We start from the raw sequence: 16,231 nt of genomic DNA, 5'->3' as shown, positions 1-16,231 counted from the left end.
CGCGCCCTCTTATCATCGAACGCACAAGGAACGATCACATGACCTCACCCCCAACATCTGAGAACGCAGGCCTGCTTATCATCAGCGAAGAGGTTTGCGCCCAGGTCGTCAGCCGGTCAGACGCCTTTGACGCGGTTGAAGCGGTGTTTGGGGCGATGGCGCGCGGGGATGCCTACAACTTTCCAGTCATCCGCGAGGCGATTGGCTATGCGGATGCGGTTTATGGGTTCAAGTCGGGATTTGACCGGGCGGGCAAAGCGCTGGGCGTGAAGTCGGGCGGCTTTTGGCCTGGCAACATGGACAAGGGGCTGACCAACCACCAGTCCACCATTTTCCTGTTCAACCCGGATACGGGCCAGTTGCAGGCGCTGGTGGGCGGGAACTACCTGACGGCGGTGCGCACAGCGGCTTCGTCTTCGGTCTCCATTGCGCATCTGGCGCGCAAGGATGCACGCGTGCTGGGGATGGTAGGGTCAGGCCACCAATCCACCTTCCAACTGCGCGCTGCAGCCGAGCAGCGCGATTTCGAAAAGGTTGTTGCCTGGAACCCGCATCCTGACATGCTGCCCCGCCTTGGTGCAGTGGCCAAGGAACTGGGGCTGGCGTTTGAAGCCGTGACCCAAGAAGAACTGGGCGCGCAGGCCGAAGTCATCATCACCATCACCTCTGCCTTTGAGCCGTTGATGATGGCCGATTGGATTAGGCCCGGCACACATATCGCGTGCATGGGCACGGACACCAAGGGCAAGATGGAGGTAGACAAAAATATCCTTGCGGGCGCCACTGTCTTTGCCGACGAGATTGCCCAATCCATCACCATCGGTGAGGCACAGCACGCCATTGCGGATGGGCTGATTTCCGAGGGTGACATCACCCCCATCGGCGACGTGATCAACGGCAAACATGCCGGGCGCAGCAGCGAGGACGAGATCACTTTCTTTGACGGCACCGGCGTTGGTTTGCAGGATCTGGCGGTGGCGTCCGTGGCTGCAAGAGTGGCCGAGGAAAAAGGGCTGGCGACGCGCGTCGCACTCTAACAACAAGCTTTTAGACAAAAAGACCGGCCGCTGGAAACAGCGCCGGTCTTTTGCCGTCCGGATTATTCGGCGGCGATGTTGGGCGTATCAATCTGCCCGCGCATGTCTGCCCGGGCCGCCCGTGCGCTGACCACGATGGCGGGTTCGCGCAGTGTCAGCGGGTTGTCGAGGCGCAGTGCGGCAGGTGCACGAGTGCGCAGGTTAACCGAACTCAGCGCTGACAGGGGCACGGCCAAAACAAGGCTGATCATAATCGGCAACAGCCACCATGACACCAACCCTGCAGCCAGCCCAACCACCAGCAACAAGCCCATGACCGTCTCGACCCAGTGAAATTTCAGCATCACCCGCAGTGGATAGGCCTGGGCGTTGCGTTGTTGGGGCACCCACCCCTCGCTGCGGCCCAAGAGACTGCGCAGCACGGCGCGGGTTTGCTGGATCATCATGATGGGCGCATAGGCGACAGACAGGGCCAGTTCAAACAGCACCGCCACCCCAAAGGACCGCCTGCCGCCATAAAGCCGCACCGCCTTGCGATTGGTGGCAATGATTGCGGCGCTCGTGATCTTGGGCGTGAGAAGCATCGCATACATCACAACAAGGAAAATGGCGCTGTCGATGTGGGTCATGGCCGGGGGCCAGTTGGGAAATAGCGGATTCGCCTCGTTGAAATAGGTGATCACGTTGGTGTCCGCGTCGCGGCCCAAAAGGGTCCAGAATACCAGCAGGACAAACCAGGCGGGGGACATTAGGTACGCCGCCGCACCCTGAAACAGGTGAAAGCGGCTGACCGGGTGCAGGCCCCGCGTAGTCAGCAGGCGCAGGTGTTGCAGGTTGCCTCGGCACCAGCGGCGGTCGCGCAACACATAGTCGATGAGTGTGCCGGGCGTTTCCTCAAAGCTGCCCGAGACCCGGGGCAGGAACCGCACGCGCCAGCCGGCACGGCGCAGCAATGACGCCTCGACAAAATCATGGCTCAGGATCAAATCGTCACCGCCCAAGAGGCCCTGAAGATGCGGCAGCCCTGCGGCAGAAGCAAAGGCGCGGGTGCGGATGATCGCGTTGTGGCCCCAATAGTTGCCTTCGTCTCGCGACCAATGCGCCAGCCCTTCGGCCAAAAGCCAGCCGTAAGCGACATTGGAAAACTGCTGCATCCGGGCAAACAGCGTGTCGGCCCCGATCAGTTGTGGAAAGCTTTGGATCAGTCCCGCGCGGGGGTCGGCGGCCAGTTCAGATGACAGGCGCGCAATGGCGCGCCCGGTCATCAGGCTATCGGCGTCCAGCACGACCATGCCCTCATAGGCCGCACCCCAACCGGTGATCCAGTCGACGAGGTTGCCGACCTTCTTGTCGGCGTTGTCAGAGCGGCGTCGGTAATGCACCGCGATACCATCCGGTGCGCTGTCTTGGAGGGCCGCAAAGGCTTGCCATTCCTGCGTTGCGATGCCCTCGTCTCGGGTGTCGCTGAGCACGAACAAGGTATAGCGGTGCCCGCCCTTTTGGTGGGTCAGGTCATTTAGCATCGCGCTGGCATTGCCAAAAACGTCCCACGCCACCTCGTTATAGATTGGCACCAAAAGGGCTACGTCCAACGGGCCAGCCATCTGCGGCCCGGCGACTGGATCAAGTCGGCCGGCAAGGCCCACGCCCGCCGTGGACACCGCCAAAGTCACCCAGACAAAAGTCGCCCCGATCAGCACCAAAAGCACATATTCAAAGGCTGTCATCCCGCTTGTGGCGAACAGTCCGTGCAGGCCCCAAAGCATAAGCCCGGTGGCCATCAGGGCAGGCAAAAAGACCGCCAAACGCCAGATGGGATCAGGTCGGTCTATCGCGGGCAGTGCCACATTGGGCGCGCGCGCGAAGTTCTGCGCTGGCATGTCCAGCGGCGCGCGCGGCGGCATGTCCGCGCGAAGGGGGGCGGGCGTTACGATCTGGTCCACCGGTAGAGCCACACTTCGCTAAGCGGCGCGCCGTCCAGACGCAATTGCGCGCGAAACTCGGCCCAATCGGCGTCGCCCGCCATAAAGGTAAAGGCCAGACGTGGCCCGCCTGTGTCGGGATTGCGCTGGATGATCCCTTCGGTCACTTCGCCCGCGCTGGAGCGCACAAGCCGGTCCACGCGGCTCAGGTCATCGGGCATGTTTGGCCCGTTCTCGAAGTCGATGGTAAAGATGCGTCCGCCTTCGGGGCGACCACCGGCGGCGGTGTTCAAGACACGCAGAGGCATGCCGTCATGCGGGGCCGGGTCCTGGCCCCATTCCAGGGTGTAGGTCATGCGGTGCGACGTGCCCGCCTTGATGGTGCCCGAGGGGCGCCAATAGGCGACGATGTTGTCGTAAATCTCAAGGTCGGCAGGAATTTCCACCAAATGCACGCTGCCGCGTCCCCAGCCCTCGCCCGGGGTGACCCAAAGACCGGGGCGGCGATGGTAGAGCGCTTCGAGATCGTTGAAATCGTCAAAGTCACGTGCCCGCTGCATCAGGCCAAAGCCGCGCGGGTCCATATCGCCAAAGGCACTGATCTGGAGCGTCACGGGATTGGCCAACGGCCGCCAGATCACCTCGCCCGCCCCGTTGTGGATCAGCAGGCCATCATTGTCGTGAACGGCAGGGCGGAAATCATCAAAGCGCTGCCGATCCATGTCGTCAAAGAGGAACATGGAGGTCAGCGGCGCGATACCGACATGGGTCATGTCGCTGCGCGCGAAAATCTCTGCCGCGACTTGCATGACGAGGGGCTGCCCGTGAGTGATCTCGAACCTGTAAGCGCCGGTGCAACTGGGACTGTCGAGCAGGGCGTGCAACACGATGGTGCCTGCGCCGGGCGCCGGTGTTTCCAACCAGAAGGCGGTGAAGTCGGGAAACTCCTCACCCATTGGGTCGCCGGTTTTCAGCGCGAGGCCCCGGGCTGACAAGCCATAGATATCGCCAGTGCCGATGCCGCGGAAATAGCTGGCCCCCTGAAAAACTGCGTATTCCTCAAAAATGCTGGGCTGGCGCAGCTCGGCCCGCAGGCGCAGGCCGGAATAGCCCAATGTGTCGTCGATAGGCACATCGGGAAACTTGTCGGTGCTGTCAAACACGCCCATGTCGAATTGCAGTGGGCGGGCCGTGCCATCCTCGACCACATAGGTCTTGATCGCTTGGGGAAAGTAGAGCCCCGGGGGAAACACATCGACCCGCTGGGGTGTGTCCGACCCTTCCCACAGTGCATTGCGGCTGTCGAACCAGATCTTGCGATACTGGTCATAAGTCAGATTGCGCCACGCCTCTGGGATGAGGGGGCGAGGCTGATACGCCTTGCCCGCCATCTCGCGGGCGAGATCGGTCACTTGCGACGCCTCAAAGGGCACCGCATCACCGACTTGCAAGCCTGGCTCTTCGGCCCATGCCATGCGCGGGGCTACAGCCAGGGCGGCGAGGGCGGTCAAAAACTCACGGCGCAGCATCAGTTGGTCACCTTTTTCCAGGGGTTGGATTTGAACCACCCCGCCACATAGGCTGTCGCAACCAAGACGCAAGCGCCCGCAAAGTTGACCAGCAAAACTGTGCCGGTGTTACGGCCCAACACGTCCATGGCAAAGCCCATCAGACGCGCGGTGAACATCGACACCACAAAGACAGCCAGTGACTGTTGGCCAACCTTGAGGATGATCCGCAACAGCCGTCCCCAGGCACGGCCCAACGCACTTTGCCCTGCGCGGATGCGGTTGCCCTTGTCTCCGGCCAGGACCCACATGAGGTAGGCCAGTGCCAGAAAGTGGACGTAGCGCAGGATGCCAAAGTCGGATTTGCTGATCCATGCCGTGTTCTCGCGCCGCCAGTCGCGCGCCCAGTCAAAGCCAAGTTCGCGTACCCCGATATTGGATAGAGGCACGTTGGCCAGCACGATAAAAAGCGCGATCCCGATCAGAACGGCGTTTACCGGTGGTTTTGGAATCCAGCCGCGCATAAACGCAAAGCCGGTGAAAAAGATGAGTTGCCAGCCAAACGGGTTAAAGAACCAGGTCCGGTCGGACGAGGGGTCTGCGGGCAGTTCCAGATGGGGCAGGCCCAAGGCTTCTACCAGCGCCGTTTGCCCAAAAAGCCACGTGATGCCCATGAAGGCAAACACCAGCCAGGTGCGAACACGGGCCAACGCCGTGATCACGGGCATCATCACCAAAACGACCATATACATGGGCAAAATGTCAAAGTAATTGGGCACATAGCGCAGCGTCATGAACCGCACGATCAGGTCGGTGACAGTGCCAGTATCGACCTCGGCGTAGAACCGCCAGAGGTTGAGTTGACCCACGTAGTTGCGCGTGCCCAAGCCAGTTTCCGTCAGGACGGAAATCAGGGCGAGCGTGGCAAAGAAGAGGCCCACATGCGCCCAGTAGACTTGCCAGATGCGGAACGTGACGCGGGCCGTGCCCAGACGCCAGCCTGCCGTTTCAAACGCGCGGCCAAAGGCAATGGCGCTGGCCATGCCCGAGCAGAACACGAATATCTCTGTCGCGTCGGAAAAGCCCCAGCGCGCAGGTATCCATGAGGTCAGGAAATTGCCTGGCGTGTGGGCAATCAGGATGATGAACATTGCAACGCCCCGAAAGAAATCGAGACGGATGTCGCGCACCCGCGCAGGGTTTGCGGGGGCGGCTGCGGCGGGGGCCGCTGCGGTTTGGGTGGGATCGGCAAAGGTCATGGCCGGTCTTTATTCTGCTTTTTGGTCTATGTCAGGGGCCGTGTGTTATTGCGCGGGGATACGCCGCGCGTCTGCGATGCTGTCGAGACGTGTGGCTGCAAAACGGTCGATGGTCCCGGCGCGCCGGGCGATGCGGTCTTCGATCACCGTTTCGACAGCATCCACGTGGCCTGCACGCAGGCCAGCGTCGATGGTCATCCGCTCAAACACGTCTCGCTGGGCGTGGCTGCCTCCGATGGTCTGCATTGTGGGGCGGGCTGCAGTCAGGTCGGCAAAGGCATCGCCATAACGGCCTTCGGCAAAGGCATTAAGACCGCGCAACGCCGCTTTGCCGGGATCGGCCACGCGGGCAGACATCTCGCCTGGCTGCGTCGCATCAATCGCAAAACGGGTGCTCATCGCTTTGCATGCCTCTGTTCGGCCCGCATTTGTCAGCGCAAGCATGTAGTGCAGATCGGCAAAGACGACGCAGCCGTCATCCGTGCGCCCTTGGGCGAAATCGGCCAATTCGGCCCATCGGTTACCGACCGACACACCTTCAAGCTCAAGCCGCATCAAGATGGATGTGGCGTTGGCAATGTCGCGGTAATCGTCAGTCTTGTCGGCGCGAATTTGTGTGTCATAGAGCCCCAGAACGATGTCCAATTCGCCCCGGTCCATGTGCAAGAGCGCCTTGTGCCACCACACGTGATAGCGGAAGTTGTTGCAGTGATCCCAGGCGGAACAGTTGTTTTCGATCAGGGCAATCCCGTTAGCGGGCCGCGCCGTCATGTCGTAGACGTGTGCCACGGCGTGCAGGCCCCAGGCGTCGTCACCGGCCAGCTCTAGCCCGCGCAGACCAGCCGCCTCGGCGGCGTCATACTCGCCCGTTTCTTCCAGCGTGAAGGCGTGACAGCCCAGCACGTAGCCTTCCAGATCGTGGCCCTTGTGGGCCGCCAGAACGTTTTCGATCGAAGCGCGCATACCGACGCCGTCGCCCAGAATAAAGCGGATGGCGTGGCTGACCTTGGCAGAGAGCGTGTCGGTAGGATGGTCAGCCAGAATCCGCTCCATCGCCGCGATAGCACCCGATGGGCGGCCATCCAGCCATTCCCCCAGGGCGCGCACCCAAAGCCGCTCGCGTGTGCTGCCGCCTGATGCGGCCAGTGCGGCGACAGCATCCTTGCCCGCGTCGACGGCCACATCCCACAACTCCTTGCGGCCCATCATCAGGGAAAAAAGACCCTTGGCCGCAAAACCCATCGCAAAGTGCGGTGCACCTGCCAACACGGCCCCCAAATGGGTTGGCGTTGCCGTGCCATGCGCCAGAAAGGCCTGGATCATACCATTCCATTCGGTCAACAGGGTGGGATCATCCAGGCTGACCGGGGCGTGGCAAATATCGTGCATCATGGCTGCGGTTCCTCGTAAACATCGTGCGTTGTGAATGGTGTACCGCATATGCGCCCGGATGACTTTGATATCGGCGCCGTCACACGCAACCGTGAAGCGATCCGCGGTGTTGCGTGATCAGTTTGTGAGCAGGGCGGCCCGTTTTTGGCGGAAATCAGCCAAAGCGCTTGGGCTATGTGTCATTTTCCCGCCCATCGTCAGTGCGCAATGTTGCAAGAACTGCATCGGTGTCCTGCCCGAACCGGGGGGGCGCGCTGCGATATTGCACAGGCGTGGCCGAAAATTTCAGTGGATTCGCCAAGAGTTGGACGTGACCGTCTGCTACATCGTCACGCGGAACGGACACGACCGTGCCCCGCGCTCGCGCCTGATCCGAGGTCAACGCTTCTTCGACATTCTGGATCGGGCCGCCGGGCACTTTGGCTGCGCGCATCCGGGCGAGGATGTCCTCCTTGGGCAGCGCTTTCAGGATCGGCGTCAAAGCTTCCGTCAGGCTGATCCGGTTGTGAATGCGGTCCAGATTGGTGGTGTAACGCGGATCAGTCCCCAACGAAGTCGCGCCAATTGCGTCGCAAAACCGCACGAATTGGCTATCATTGCCAACCGCGATCAACACATGCCCATCACTGGCCGCAAACGCATCGTAAGGAACGATGTTGGGATGCGCATTGCCCCGCCGTTCGGGCACTTTCCCGCTGGTCAGGAAATTGCAGCCTTCGTTGATGAGCCAGGCCATTTGCGCGTCCACGAGGCTGAGGTCGATATGCTGGCCTTGCCCTGTCGCATCGCGGTGCCGCAGGGCCGCCAGAATTCCGATGGTGGCATACATGCCGCACATCACGTCCGCGATGCCTACGCCCACCTTCATCGGTGGGCCATCAGGCGCACCGGTCAGTGACATTATCCCGCCGTACCCTTGGGCCATCAGGTCATAACCGGGCTGTTCGCGGTTCGGCCCCGTTTGCCCAAAGCCAGAGATTGAGCAATAGACAAGCCCCGGATGTGCCTTGAGCAGGGTCGCGTGATCCAGCCCGTAATTGACCAGCCCGTCCGGTTTGTAATTCTCGATTACCACATCGGCGCGGGCGGCCAACTGGCGCACGGTTTCTTGCCCCTCAGGTGTCGATATGTCTACGGCAATGGACTGCTTGTTGCGGTTCGCGGCCATGAAATAGGCGGACAGGTCGGTTTTTGTCCCGTCCGTGCCCATGGCATAATTCGGCCCCCAGCCCCGGGTGTCATCGCCGCCGGTCTTGGGGTTTTCCAACTTGATCACTGTGGCCCCCATATCGCCCAGCAACTGCGTAGCGGTCGGGCCTGCCAAGATGCGGCTGAGGTCGAGAACATAGAGCCCGTCGAGGGCCATGGGCGTGTTGGTCATCTGTTTCTCATCAGTCTGCGGGCTGTGTCAGATACGCCCGTCATAAGCACCACGTTCGATCACGGCTGCGATCACGGTGAAGGTGTCAGACGTTTGCGCCGCGCTGAGCGCCTTCGTCAATTCTTCCCGAGAGGTCACGGTGTGGCCCACGCCGCCAAATGCCCGGCCCATCGCGGCAAAGTCATGTTTGGCAAATTCGACGCCGGTATTCTTCAACTGCCGCTGCCGCTGTTTCAACTCGATCAGGGCCAGTGAGGCGTCGACAAAGACGACAAAGATTGTCTTGAGGCCCAGTTCCGCTGCCGTCGACAATTCGCCGGCCACCATGAGGAAGCCCGCATCGCCGGAAAAACTGACCACCGTGAGGTCGGGCTCAACCACTTGCGCGCCCATGGCCAGCGGAATGGCGCAGCCCATGGTGCACAGCGCCGAGGACTGCATGAGGCCGCGCGGGGTATAGCATTCCCACATCTGGCTCAGCAGGATGCGGTGTGCGCCACTGTCGGCAGTTGCAAGCGTTTCGCGCGGCAGCGTGCTGCGACAAACGTCGATGACGGCCGCGGGTCCCCACGTGTCATCCTTGGGAAAGGCCACGGCAAGGGCTGCCTTGGCCTCCGCCACTTCGCCACCTGCCCATGTTGCACGGGGGTCAACCCCATCGGACAGGGCCGCCAGTGTCGATCCGCAGTCGCCGATCACGTTGATCGTGGCCTGGTGCATATAGTGGTGGTTCGGCTCTGCCGTGATGTCGATCATTGTCTGGATGCCGGGGAAATAGAAATCGCGCCAGCCTGTCCGCATCTCGATCGGGTCATAGCCCAAACCGATGATCAGATCTGCCTGTTGCACCATGGGCAACAGGATCCCGTCCGCCTTGGGCGACAGGCCCGCACCACCCAGGGCCAGCGCGTGATCCTCGGGCAGAAGGCCCTTGGCTTTGTAGGTGGTGATCACAGGAACGTTGAAAGCCTCAACAAAGTCGCGCAACTGATCTGCAATATCGGTGCGCCGGGCGTCAAAGCCTTGGTTGAGAGCGTCCACACCCACGATCAGGATAGGCCGTTCCGCCCGCGCCAGAAGGGCGCGCATCTCCGCGAGGTCAGCAGGGGCAGGAACCACGGGCGTGGCCGATGCGCGGCGGGCCGGAATTTCGGGGGCCACCGGTGTGACCGCCACGGTGATCGGCACGTCGATATGCACAGGACCGGGCCGTCCTTCCGTTGCGATGGTCACGGCCTTGTCTGCGATCACATGGGCGGCCCCGGTGTTCAGGGTGAAGGTCGCTTTGGTAATGGGGGCAAAAACCTGTGTCTGATCCAACACCTGGTGGGTATAGGTTTGCGCCTCGTCCGCATCGACGCAGCCGGACAACACGATCATCGGCACGCGGTCTTGATGCGCATTGGCCACGGCGTTCACGCCATTCAAGGCACCGGGGCCAACGGTGGCCACCAGAATGCCCGGGGCACCGCTGCGATGCCAGGCACCTTCGGCCATGAAGGCGGCGGCATTCTCGTGCTTGCACAGGACAAATCGGATGCCTGCCCTTTCCAGTGCATCTACAAGCGTCAGTACCTCGCCCCCCGGCATGCCAAAGGCCAGCCGACAGCCTGCATCATAAAGCCGGGCGGCCAGCACATCAGCCGCGCGCGGCGGGGAGGGGGGCAGGTCTTTCATCACGCGATCTTTCCAAGCTGGGGCCAAGCGGCAATTTTACCGCGCCTTCCTGTCATGGGTGAGCAAGACTCACAACTCACACCTGCGTGGCGCAGTGTTACAGCGCTCTTGACCTTCCCGTCACGGGAACCCTTATGTAGCAACTCATGACAGACACAACGATCTCTTTCGGCATCTCGGGGCTGCACTGCGCGTCCTGTGTGGGCCGAGCCGAAGCCGCCCTTGCCGCTATCCCCGGGGCGCGAGCGGCGCGGGTCAATCTGGCCAATCACAGCGGGCAAGTGGGGGGCGTCGCCCCTGACGCGGTGATGCAGGCGCTTGATGCAGTTGGATACCCGGCTGAGATGCGCATGGGGCGGTTTTATGTGCCGACGATGTCGTGCGCTTCTTGCATCGCCCGCATCGAGGCGGCGGTCAGCGAAGTGCCGGGCACTGTGTCGGTGCGCGCAAATCTGGCGGACCACAGTATTTCGGTTCAAACGATTGGGTCACTGGATGCTGTGCGCGACGGCTTGACCCTCGCAGGGTACCCGGCCCAGGCCGCCGCACCGGACGCTCCGGCTCAAGATCCGAACTGGTCGCTGTTTCTGCGCTTTGCTTTGGCTGCATTGCTTACCTTGCCAGTCTTCGTTGCCGAGATGGGCGGCCATCTTTACCCGCCCTTGCACCATTGGATCGCCGCCAATATCGGGATGCAGGTAAGCCATATGGCCCAGCTAGTGTTGACGGCTGTAGTGCTGGCCGGTCCGGGTGCGGGATTTTTTAAACGTGGCATCCCGGGATTGCTCAAGGCGCGTCCCGACATGGATGCGCTGGTGGCGCTTGGTGCGGGGGCGGCCTTTGGCATTTCCGCGGTGGCGGTTCTTGCACCTGCCCTCTTACCCCCAACTGGCGTATATTTCGAGGCGGCCGCCGTCATTGTGACCCTCATCCTGCTGGGTCGTTGGCTGGAGGCGCGGGCGCGCGGGCGCACCGGTGATGCCGTGCGCCGGTTGATCGGTTTGCGACCCGACACGGCAGAGGTGGTGGACGGGGCCGCCACACGCATGGTTCCCGTAGATCAGGTTATTGTTGGTGATCTGCTGCGGATCAGGCCCGGGGGTCGGGTGGCTGTGGACGGGATTGTGACCGAGGGCCAAACTCATATCGACGAATCCATGCTGACAGGCGAACCGGTGCCGGTTCTGAAATCGCCGGGCGACACGGTCAGCGCTGGCACCCTTGCCTCGACCGGTACACTGACGTTCCGGGCAACCCATGTGGGGCGAGACACGGTGCTTGCCCGAATTGCCGTGCTCACCGAACAGGCGCAATCGTCCCGCTTGCCGGTCGAAGAGGTGGTGAACAAAATCACCGGTTGGTTCGTGCCTGTCGTATTACTGATCGCCTCGATTACCTTTTTTGCCTGGCTGATACTGACCAGCCTTGGCCCGGCTGTGGTCGCAGCCGTATCGGTTCTGATTATCGCCTGCCCCTGCGCCATGGGCCTGGCCACGCCCATGTCGATCATGGTCGGCACAGGGCGCGCGGCGGAACTGGGGGTCCTCTTTCACAAAGGGGCGGCTTTGCAGCGGTTGCAGGATGCGCGCGTGATCGCCTTTGACAAGACCGGAACGCTGACCGAAGGCGCCCCCCGGGTGACGGACATGGTCTGTATGGAAGATCGTGATACCGTGTTGCGCCTGGCCGCTGGCGTCGAAAGCCGCTCTGAGCATCCCATCGCACGGGCAATTGCTGCTGCGGCAAAGACTGTGCCGGAGGATGTGCACGGGTTCGAGGCTACGCTGGGCGAAGGGGCGATGGCGCAAGTCGAAGGCCGCGTGGTCTGCGTTGGAAATGCCGCCTTTCTGGACCGCAACGGTATTGCCCTGACCGAAGACTTGATTGCGACGGCGCAGGGCTGGGCCAAGACCGGCGTCACGGCTGTCCATGTGGCGGTGGATGGAACCCATGCGGGTGTCTGCGCAATCAGTGATCCAATCCGCGAAGGTGCTGCCGAAACACTGGCCAGCATCGCGGCAACGGGGCGCAAGATCGCGATGATTTCGGGGGATGCGCAGGCCACCGCGGATCATGTTGGCAAAACCCTTGGCATCGATATCGTGATCGGAAACACACGACCGGATGGCAAGGTGGACGCGGTCAATCGGCTGCGTCAAGACCATGGCCCCATCGCTTTTGTCGGTGATGGGATCAATGACGCCCCCGCCCTGGCCGCAGCCGATGTAGGGCTTGCGGTCAACGGGGCCAGCGACGTGGCGATTGAGGCGGCGGATGTTGTTCTGATGTCGCCTGATCCCGGTGCGGTATTGCGGGCGTTGTCGATCAGTCAGGCGACTTTGCGCAACATTTGGCAAAACCTCAGCTGGGCCTTTGGCTACAATACGCTGCTGATCCCTGTGGCAGCAGGGGTGTTGGTACCTTTTGGGGGGCCGCAGTTGTCGCCGGCGCTCGCGGCATTGGCCATGGCCCTGTCGTCGGTCTTTGTGGTCAGCAATGCCTTGCGGCTGAAATCAAAGGGGCAGGTATGAACATCTCGGAAGTGGGGCGGGCCACTGACCTGCCCGCCAAAACGATCCGCTATTACGAAGAGATCGGGTTGATCCAGCCAAAGCGCAGCGCCAATGGCTATCGCAGCTTTGATGCCCAGGACGTGCATCGGTTGCGGTTTCTGGCACGCGCCCGCGCTCTGGGCTTCTCAATCGAGGACTGCCGTTCGCTTTTGGCGCTGTGGGCAGACCGCGGCCGCGCAAGTGCAGACGTGCGACACATCGCGAAAACACATCTCAAGGAAATCAAAGACAAGATTGCAGCGCTCACGGCCATGCAGGCGACACTCACAGAACTGGTGGACGCCTGCGCCGGAAACGACCGCCCCGATTGCCCGATCCTCCAGGGCCTTGCCGACTAACACCCAGACTTGTTCTCTTTACCCAGAAAGTCTTGGTGGAGGCGCCAGCAGGGTGCAAAGCCGCAATCAGATCAACGGCGGCGATCCCGGCGTGAGGACATGGGCTGGAAAGCCACACCCACATGCGCATCGCAATAGGGCTTGCCCTGTTGGACCGGCAGGCCGCAGAACCAGAAATCTTCGGTCGCGGGGTCGCCCACCGGCCATTTGCAGGTCCGCTCGGTCAGTTCCATCAGGCTGATCTTTTTCGCCTTTTTCTCGACCTCATTGACCTTGGCCAAGGCTTCGGGGCTGATCTCGTTGGCCGAAGGTTGCGGCGGCAAAGGCTGGCCTGCCGGAATGATCTGCTTGCGGGCGGGCAGGGTCGATTTGGTCTCGGGTGCCTGCGGCTTGATGGCGGGCTCGGTCTTGGGCTCCACCTTGGGTTTGGCTGCTGCGGCGGGCTTGGGAGCTGCTTTGGGCTTGGCCTCTGCCTTGGCGGTGGCCGCTGCCCCGCTGCCTGCGCGGTTGGACAGGCCCAGACGGTGCACCTTGCCGATGACCGCATTGCGGGTCACGCCGCCAAGTTCCTTGGCGATCTGGCTGGCCGACTGGCCTTCGCCCCACATCTTTTTCAACAATTCTACGCGGTCGTCTGTCCAGGACATGGGAGGCTTTCTGAGCTAAAAAGCGGCCTCTCGCGGGGCCGCTCTGGTTCTGGTCTAGGGTCAGCGCCCTATTTTAGGCACCCGAGCCGAAGTTACAAGGGATGTTCGTCTATCAAGGGGCGCTGCCGTCGTCCCTCGCGCCAGGCGAGCAACAGGGCGCCGGCTATGATGATCGTGGCCCCTAGGATCGTCACCGCGTCGGGGATCACATCGTAAAAGAGGATGTCGTAAAGTGCCGCAAAAATCAGTGTGCCATAGCTGAACGGGGCCACAAAACTCGCATCCGCCCGCGCCATGGCATTGACGAAACAGGTCTGGGCCACCGCCATCGCGCAGCCAATGGCCGCCATCAGCCCCCATTGCGCCAAGGTCGGTGCCTGCCAGACCCAGATCACGGCAGCACCAGCGATACACACGCCGATGGCATTGTTCACAAACAGGATCGAGAAGGGGCTCTCGCGCCGGGTCAGGAATTTGATGATGTTCAGTTCAAACCCCAGAATGACGGCAGCCCCAAGGGCCAGCAATGCCGCCGGATGAAAACTGTCTGGCGTGGGCCGGAGCAGGATGATTGCGCCGACCAATGCAATTCCTGCGGCCAGCCACCGCCATTTGCCCACTTTCTCGCCCAAAAGAGGAATGGCAAAGATCATTCCAAAGACCGGGTTGAGGAACGAAATCGCTGTCGCGTCAGCCAATGGTATATATGCCACGGACGCAAACATCAGAACCAGCCCCGCCCAACCCCCGATGGTGCGCGCCAGGTGCAGCCCCAGATGCGGGCGCTGCAGTTCGGGGCGCAGGATCGCCACGGCCAGTGAAAAGCTGAGAAAAGCAAAAAAGAACCGACCAAACACAATTTGAAACGGATGCATTGCCGGGCCAAACTGATCCGTCCCTAATGCCTTGGCAAAGAGGGTTGTGGCCGCAATGAACGCTGTCGCAACCCCGATCAGGGAAGCGGCCAGGGCCGGGTTGTGCTCTTTGGCCAGATACATGCGCGCAGTCCTGCGCTTCTGATCCGCCGCACGCAAGGCCAAAGCGTCGCAAAAAATATCTGGCGCCCGCGCGCGATATGTCCTAAGCGACAGGCATGATCACGATGAAACATCTCCGACGACGTGCCGTGCGTAGCTAAGGCTGCCCCGTTCGTGATCTCGTGCGCATGGCGCACATAACCTCTCTAAATTGTTGACCCTGCCGTCCGGCTCATGCACCAACGCTTGCATGTTGCTTTCCGGCTCTTTGCAAGGATGATCCAGATGATCTCTTCCGTTCTGCCCACCTATTCGCGCGCTCCTCTGACGTTTGTCAAAGGTGAAGGCTCCTGGTTGATCGAGGCGGATGGGCGACGTTTTCTGGATTTGGGCGCAGGGATTGCAGTCAACGCGCTGGGCCATGCCCATCCGGCCCTCACGCAGGCGCTGACCGAACAGGCTGGTGCGCTTTGGCACACGTCCAACCTTTATCATATCCCGCAACAGCAGGCCTTGGCCGACAAGCTGGTCGACGCGACCTTTGCCGATACGGTGTTTTTTACGAACTCGGGCACCGAAGCCTGCGAGTTGGCCGTCAAGATGGCACGCAAATACTGGTATGACAAAGGGCATCCAGAAAAAGTCGACATCATCACCTTCTCGGGCAGCTTTCATGGCCGTTCCGCCGCAGGCATCGCCGCAGCCGGGTCCGAGAAAATGACCAAGGGGTTCGGTCCGCTCTTGCCCGGCTTTACCCACCTGACTTTTGGCGATCACGATGCCTTCGCGCCCGCGATCACCGAAGAGATAGCGGCGATCATGATCGAACCTGTGCAGGGGGAGGGTGGGATCATTCCGGTGCCCGATCAATGCATGAAGGGCTTGCGGGACCTCTGTGATGAAAAAGGAATATTGCTGATCCTCGACGAAGTGCAATGCGGTGTGGGTCGGACCGGCAAGCTTTTCGCCCATGAATGGGCAGGGATCGAGCCCGACATAATGATGGTGGCCAAAGGCATCGGCGGCGGCTTCCCCCTTGGCGCTGTGCTTGCCACCGAAGAGGCGGCCAGTGGCATGACGGCGGGCACACACGGCTCCACCTATGGCGGCAATCCGCTGGGCTGTGCCGTGGGTAGCGCGGTCATGGACATCGTCAGCAACCCGGATTTCCTAGCCGAAGTGAACCGCAAGGCGGGCCTTTTGCGCCAAAAGCTTGAAGGGTTGGTTGCCGCCCATCCGGACGTCTTTGAGAAAGTGCGCGGCGCGGGCCTCATGATGGGGATCAAATGCAAGGCCACGAATATTGATGTGGTCAATGCGGGCTACGCCAATGAGGTGATCACGGTGCCCGCCGCCGACAACACGATCCGGCTTCTGCCTCCACTCACCATCACGGACGACGAAATCAGCGAGGCCATCACGCGCCTCGACAAAGCCGCATCACAGCTCGCGGCCTGATCCTTCTCTGTTCCAAGAAAATCCCGGGGGTCCGGGGGCTGGCCCCCGGCGCTCTTCAAAAC

At 61.6% G+C, this 16,231-nt stretch carries 12 protein-coding genes; 4 read left to right on the top strand and 8 right to left on the bottom strand.

What is annotated here, in order from left to right:
• Positions 1–38: 38 nt before the first annotated feature.
• Positions 39–1,037 carry an iminosuccinate reductase BhcD gene (bhcD, locus tag Q1A44_RS06980; protein ID WP_299621915.1) on the top strand — a complete coding sequence of 333 codons (999 nt, stop codon included), beginning with the start codon at positions 39–41 and terminating at the stop codon, positions 1,035–1,037.
• A gap of 62 nt (positions 1,038–1,099) precedes the next feature.
• Here the strand turns inward: bhcD and mdoH are convergent, their stop codons facing one another.
• The 6 genes from mdoH to Q1A44_RS06950 form a co-directional block, all read right to left on the bottom strand.
• Positions 1,100–2,980: a glucans biosynthesis glucosyltransferase MdoH gene (mdoH, locus tag Q1A44_RS06975; protein ID WP_366942594.1), complete on the bottom strand. Its 1,881-nt coding sequence runs from the start codon at positions 2,978–2,980 to the stop codon at positions 1,100–1,102.
• Positions 2,965–4,488 carry a glucan biosynthesis protein gene (locus Q1A44_RS06970; RefSeq protein WP_299621912.1) on the bottom strand — a complete coding sequence of 508 codons (1,524 nt, stop codon included), beginning with the start codon at positions 4,486–4,488 and terminating at the stop codon, positions 2,965–2,967. Before Q1A44_RS06970 ends, mdoH begins: the two co-directional genes overlap by 16 nt.
• A complete protein-coding gene (locus Q1A44_RS06965) occupies positions 4,488–5,726 on the bottom strand; it encodes an OpgC family protein (protein WP_299621909.1) in 1,239 nt (412 codons plus the stop codon). The genes Q1A44_RS06970 and Q1A44_RS06965 overlap by 1 nt, the downstream gene beginning before the upstream one ends.
• Positions 5,727–5,771: 45 nt before the next feature.
• A complete protein-coding gene (locus tag Q1A44_RS06960; protein WP_299621906.1) occupies positions 5,772–7,118 on the bottom strand; it encodes a tetratricopeptide repeat protein in 1,347 nt (448 codons plus the stop codon).
• A gap of 172 nt (positions 7,119–7,290) precedes the next feature.
• Positions 7,291–8,499 carry a CoA transferase gene (locus tag Q1A44_RS06955; protein ID WP_299621903.1) on the bottom strand — a complete coding sequence of 403 codons (1,209 nt, stop codon included), beginning with the start codon at positions 8,497–8,499 and terminating at the stop codon, positions 7,291–7,293.
• 27 nt (positions 8,500–8,526) lie between these two features.
• Entirely contained in the window at positions 8,527–10,176 is a 1,650-nt protein-coding gene (locus Q1A44_RS06950; RefSeq protein WP_299621901.1) for a thiamine pyrophosphate-binding protein, read from the bottom strand.
• Between the two features lie 146 nt (positions 10,177–10,322).
• Here Q1A44_RS06950 and Q1A44_RS06945 point away from each other — a divergent pair, with 146 nt between their 5' ends.
• Together Q1A44_RS06945 and cueR are read left to right on the top strand one after the other, a co-directional pair.
• Positions 10,323–12,707 carry a copper-translocating P-type ATPase gene (locus tag Q1A44_RS06945; RefSeq protein ID WP_299621898.1) on the top strand — a complete coding sequence of 795 codons (2,385 nt, stop codon included), beginning with the start codon at positions 10,323–10,325 and terminating at the stop codon, positions 12,705–12,707.
• Positions 12,704–13,087 carry a Cu(I)-responsive transcriptional regulator gene (gene cueR, locus Q1A44_RS06940; RefSeq protein ID WP_299621896.1) on the top strand — a complete coding sequence of 128 codons (384 nt, stop codon included), beginning with the start codon at positions 12,704–12,706 and terminating at the stop codon, positions 13,085–13,087. The genes Q1A44_RS06945 and cueR overlap by 4 nt, the downstream gene beginning before the upstream one ends.
• Before the next feature lie 71 nt (positions 13,088–13,158).
• Here the strand turns inward: cueR and Q1A44_RS06935 are convergent, their stop codons facing one another.
• Together Q1A44_RS06935 and Q1A44_RS06930 are read right to left on the bottom strand one after the other, a co-directional pair.
• Entirely contained in the window at positions 13,159–13,734 is a 576-nt protein-coding gene (locus Q1A44_RS06935) for a GcrA family cell cycle regulator (RefSeq protein ID WP_299621893.1), read from the bottom strand.
• 92 nt (positions 13,735–13,826) lie between these two features.
• Positions 13,827–14,732, bottom strand: coding sequence for a DMT family transporter (locus Q1A44_RS06930; RefSeq protein ID WP_299621891.1), 906 nt, complete (start codon positions 14,730–14,732; stop codon positions 13,827–13,829).
• A 264-nt stretch (positions 14,733–14,996) separates the two neighbouring features.
• Here Q1A44_RS06930 and Q1A44_RS06925 point away from each other — a divergent pair, with 264 nt between their 5' ends.
• Positions 14,997–16,169 (top strand): aspartate aminotransferase family protein, encoded by a 1,173-nt coding sequence (locus Q1A44_RS06925; protein ID WP_299621888.1) that lies wholly within the window; start codon positions 14,997–14,999, stop codon positions 16,167–16,169.
• Positions 16,170–16,231: the final 62 nt, after the last annotated feature.

Source organism: uncultured Tateyamaria sp., assembly GCF_947503705.1.
Lineage (GTDB): Bacteria > Pseudomonadota > Alphaproteobacteria > Rhodobacterales > Rhodobacteraceae > Tateyamaria.
This window is presented reverse-complemented; position numbering and strand designations above follow the sequence as displayed.

Bases quoted from the DNA above. Each gene is read 5' to 3' on its own strand.
- bhcD (WP_299621915.1), top strand. From the start codon at position 39: ATGACCTCACCCCCAACATCTGAGAACGCAGGCCTGCTTATCATCAGC.
- Q1A44_RS06970 (WP_299621912.1), bottom strand. From the start codon at position 4,488: ATGCTGCGCCGTGAGTTTTTGACCGCCCTCGCCGCCCTGGCTGTAGCC.
- Q1A44_RS06965 (WP_299621909.1), bottom strand. From the start codon at position 5,726: ATGACCTTTGCCGATCCCACCCAAACCGCAGCGGCCCCCGCCGCAGCC.
- Q1A44_RS06960 (WP_299621906.1), bottom strand. From the start codon at position 7,118: ATGATGCACGATATTTGCCACGCCCCGGTCAGCCTGGATGATCCCACC.
- Q1A44_RS06955 (WP_299621903.1), bottom strand. From the start codon at position 8,499: ATGACCAACACGCCCATGGCCCTCGACGGGCTCTATGTTCTCGACCTC.
- Q1A44_RS06950 (WP_299621901.1), bottom strand. From the start codon at position 10,176: ATGAAAGACCTGCCCCCCTCCCCGCCGCGCGCGGCTGATGTGCTGGCC.
- Q1A44_RS06945 (WP_299621898.1), top strand. From the start codon at position 10,323: ATGACAGACACAACGATCTCTTTCGGCATCTCGGGGCTGCACTGCGCG.
- cueR (WP_299621896.1), top strand. From the start codon at position 12,704: ATGAACATCTCGGAAGTGGGGCGGGCCACTGACCTGCCCGCCAAAACG.
- Q1A44_RS06935 (WP_299621893.1), bottom strand. From the start codon at position 13,734: ATGTCCTGGACAGACGACCGCGTAGAATTGTTGAAAAAGATGTGGGGC.
- Q1A44_RS06930 (WP_299621891.1), bottom strand. From the start codon at position 14,732: ATGTATCTGGCCAAAGAGCACAACCCGGCCCTGGCCGCTTCCCTGATC.
- Q1A44_RS06925 (WP_299621888.1), top strand. From the start codon at position 14,997: ATGATCTCTTCCGTTCTGCCCACCTATTCGCGCGCTCCTCTGACGTTT.